This window comes from Mesorhizobium sp. M4A.F.Ca.ET.090.04.2.1 (genome assembly GCF_003999085.1).
GTDB lineage: Bacteria > Pseudomonadota > Alphaproteobacteria > Rhizobiales > Rhizobiaceae > Mesorhizobium.
This window is the reverse complement of the sequence record NZ_RZOT01000612.1, coordinates 1-3,374: the sequence shown is the minus strand read 5'-3', so window position 1 is coordinate 3,374 and position 3,374 is coordinate 1. Positions and strand designations below refer to the sequence as shown.

The 3,374-nt window shown below is 66.7% G+C and carries 2 protein-coding genes and 1 pseudogene; all 3 read right to left on the bottom strand.

The genetic code is table 11. The annotated features are described in order from the left end of the window. Positions 1 to 950, bottom strand: a 950-nt coding sequence (locus EN781_RS35885) for an efflux RND transporter permease subunit (RefSeq protein ID WP_281034402.1), incomplete at its 3' end; no start/stop codon positions are given. Positions 951 to 1,114: 164 nt separating this feature from the next. Then, positions 1,115 to 2,308 (bottom strand): annotated as a pseudogene (locus EN781_RS35880) (efflux RND transporter permease subunit); the annotation flags it as partial. Between the two features lie 179 nt (positions 2,309 to 2,487). Continuing rightward, the coding region (locus EN781_RS35875; RefSeq protein ID WP_189347916.1) for an FAD-dependent monooxygenase at positions 2,488 to 3,374 on the bottom strand (887 nt) is incomplete at its 5' end.

Here is a 3,374-nt window from a genome sequence, read left to right as displayed (position 1 = left end):
GTCACCGTCGGCAGGCGGCCGCGGCGCCAGATCAGCGGCGGTTCGGTCTGGTAGGAGAGCGTCGCCACCTGCTCGAGCGGCACGCGGCGTCCGCCCGACGCGCTGATCGTCAGGCCGCGCAGCGTGTCGATACTGGCGCGTTCCTGTTCCACGGCGCGGGCGATGATGTCGACGAGGTAGGTGTCGTCGCGCATCTGCGTGATCTTCGAGCCCGACAGGACCGCGTTGATCGTCTCGGAAAGCTGCTGCGAGGAGATGCCAAGTGCGCGCGCCCGGTCCTGGTCGACCTCGACCTTGATGACCTTTGCCGGCTCGTTCCAGTCGTAGTTGATGTTGCGCACCGCGGCATCGCTCCCCAGCACCTGCGCGAACTGCTGCGCGAGGCTGCGTGTCTTGTCCGGGTCCGGACCGCTGACGCGGAATTTTAGCGGCCAGCCGACCGGCGGGCCGAGCTCGAGCGGCGTGACGCGAGCCATGACGTCGTCGAAGCCGGTCGACAGCTTCTTCTCCAGCCGGTCGATGACGGCCTGGCGCACGGCGTGACCCTTGGTCACCACCACCGCCTGGGCGAAGAAGTCATTGGCGAGCTGCGCGTCGAGCGGCAGGTAGAAGCGGACCGCGCCCTGGCCGACATAGAAGCTCCAATGGTCGATGTCCGGATCGGCGGCGAGCAGCTTTTCCACGCGCTCCACCACCGCGCCGGTCGCCTTGATCGAGGCGGTGCGCGGCAGGGTGAGGTCGACCATGACCTCCGGCCGGTCGGACTTCGGGAAGAACTCCTGGCCGACGAAGCCCATGGCAACGACCGACAGCGCGAACAGCCCGGCGGTCGCCGACAGCACCAGCCATTTCGCCCGCATCGCCATCTCGAGCAGTGCCTGGAAGACGCGGGCGATGCGCGAAGGCTGATGGCTGCCGTGGCCCTTGATGCGATCGGGAAAAAGGAACACGCCAGTGAGCGGCGTGAACAGCACCGCCACGATCCAGGAGACGACCAGCGCGATGCCGACGACCGCGAACAGCGAGAAGCAGTATTCGCCGGCTTCGTGCCGGTGAGCATCGGGAAGGCGGTGGACGTATAGGCATAGGTGGCGGCCGAGATCTTGTCGTGGCCTTCCTCCATGCGCGAGATCATCATCTCGACGGCGATCATGGCGTCGTCGACCAGCAAGCCGAGCGCGATGATCAGCGCGCCGAGCGAGATGCGCTGCAGCGAGATGCCGAAATACTCCATGGTGACGAAGGTGATCGCCAGCACCAGCGGGATGGCGACGGCGACCACGATGCCGGGGCGCCAGCCGAGCGCCAGCAGCGAGACGGCAAGCACGATAGCGATCGCTTCGCCGAGGCTTTTGGTGAACTCGCCGACGGATTCTTCCACCACATGCGACTGGTCGGCGACCAGGCCGAGCTCGGCGCCGAGCGGCAGCTCGGCCTCCATCTCGTGCATCTTCTCCTTGACGTTTTCGCCGAGCGCCAGTGCGTCGCCGCCAGCAGTCATCGAGATCGCGATGCCGACCGCCGGCCTGCCGTTGAAGCGGAACAGCGGCTGCGGCGGATCGGAATAGGCGCGCTTGACCTCGGCGACGTCGCCCAGCCGGAAATAGTGGCCGTTGGCGTAGAAATTGATCGCCTTCAGGCTCTCCTCGGAGGTGAAGCTGCCCGAGACGCGGATGGCGATGCGCTCGGGACCGGCATCGACCGTGCCGCTCGGCGTCAGCTCGTTTTGCGCCTGCAGCGCCTGCGACAGCGTGCCGACGTCGAGGCCGAGCGCCGCCACCTTCCGCGTCGAGAATTCGAGGTAGATCTTCTCGTCCTGCTGGCCGACCAGGTCGACCTTGGCGACATCCTTCACGGTGAGCAGTCCGGCGCGCAGGCTGCTGGCCAAGTCCTTCAGCTCGCGATGGCTGAGACTGTCGGAGGTGAGCGCGTAGATCAGCGAATAGGTGTCGCCGAACTCGTCATTGTAAAACGGGCCCTGGACGCCGGACGGCAGCGTCGGCTTGATGTCGTCGAGCTTCTTGCGCACCTGGTACCAGAGCGGCTGCACCTGGTCGCCCGCGACCGTGTCCTTGAGGTTGACGAACACGACGGATTCGCCGGGCTTGGTGTAGCTCTTTACGTAGTCGAGATCGGGCAGTTCCTCGAGCTTCTTCTCGATGCGGTCGGTGATCTGCTCGACCGTGTCGCTGGTCGTGGCGCCGGGCCACATCGTCTTCACCACCATGGTCTTGATGGTGAAGGGCGGGTCCTCCTCGCGGCCGAGGCCTTGATAGGCGTAGAGGCCGGCAAGTGCTGCAGCGATCATCAGGTAGATGACGAAGCTCCGGTGGCGCAGCGCCCATTCGGAAAGGTTGAAGCTGGTCATGATGCAACTCCGTTGAATGGCGCGCGCCATCCCGGCGCGCGGCCGGCTGCGCCGGCTGGCGGACAAATGACGATCGGGGTTATGCTCGGCGCCCGCCGGTCAGGCGGACGCCGTGAGGTTCAGGCCAGGCTGTGCATGGTGCCGGCCACACGGTAAGGCGCGCGCTCGGCGGTCCTCGGCCTGATGGCGAGGCCGGCGAGATAGCGCTGGAAAGTCGCCGCCTCCTGGATGGGCGAGGCGAGCGCGACATGGCCGTCGGGCCTCACCAGATAGGCGGCGTCACGCAGCAAGCCGGCTTTGCCGGCCGCTTCGGACCAGGCGAAGGCGTGGACCGGAATGCCGCTCGGCGCGAGCATCGCCCGGAAATCGCAATTGACCTCGCCATAGACATGGACCTGCCAGTCCAGCGAGCGCAGCGGCTCGAAATTGTCGCCCCTCGCGCCGACCACATAAGGCAGGCGGTCGCCGCCGCTGACCTTGCCGGCCGTGCCCGCGCTGATCGGCCCGGCGCGGTACTCGATCGCCGCCTGCGAGATCACGCCGAAGAAGGCACGCGAGCCGAACGAGGTATGCAGCGCGACGTTCATGATCTTCGGCATCAGGTAGCGCCGGAAAATACCGACGAGCCGCGAGCGGCTGGTGACGAAGCGGAACACCTTGTCGGTGCTTTCGATCAGCTTGTGGGCGAAGGCGATGCGCTCCGGCTCATAGCTGTCGAGCAGGCGGGCATCGGCGCGGCCCTGGACCACGGCGGCGAGCTTCCAGGCGAGGTTCACCGCATCGCCCATGCCGGTGTTCATGCCCTGGCCGCCGGCGGGGCTGTGGATGTGGCCGGCATCGCCGCACAGGAACACGCGGCCGGCGCGGAAGCGTTCCGCGACGCGATGATGGACGCGGTAGGTCGAGAACCAGTTGACCTCATGGACCTTGACGCCGGTGTCGCGTTCGACATCGGCGCGGATCGCCTCGAAGGTGATCGTCTCGTCGGCCTCATGCGCCTTCGGCA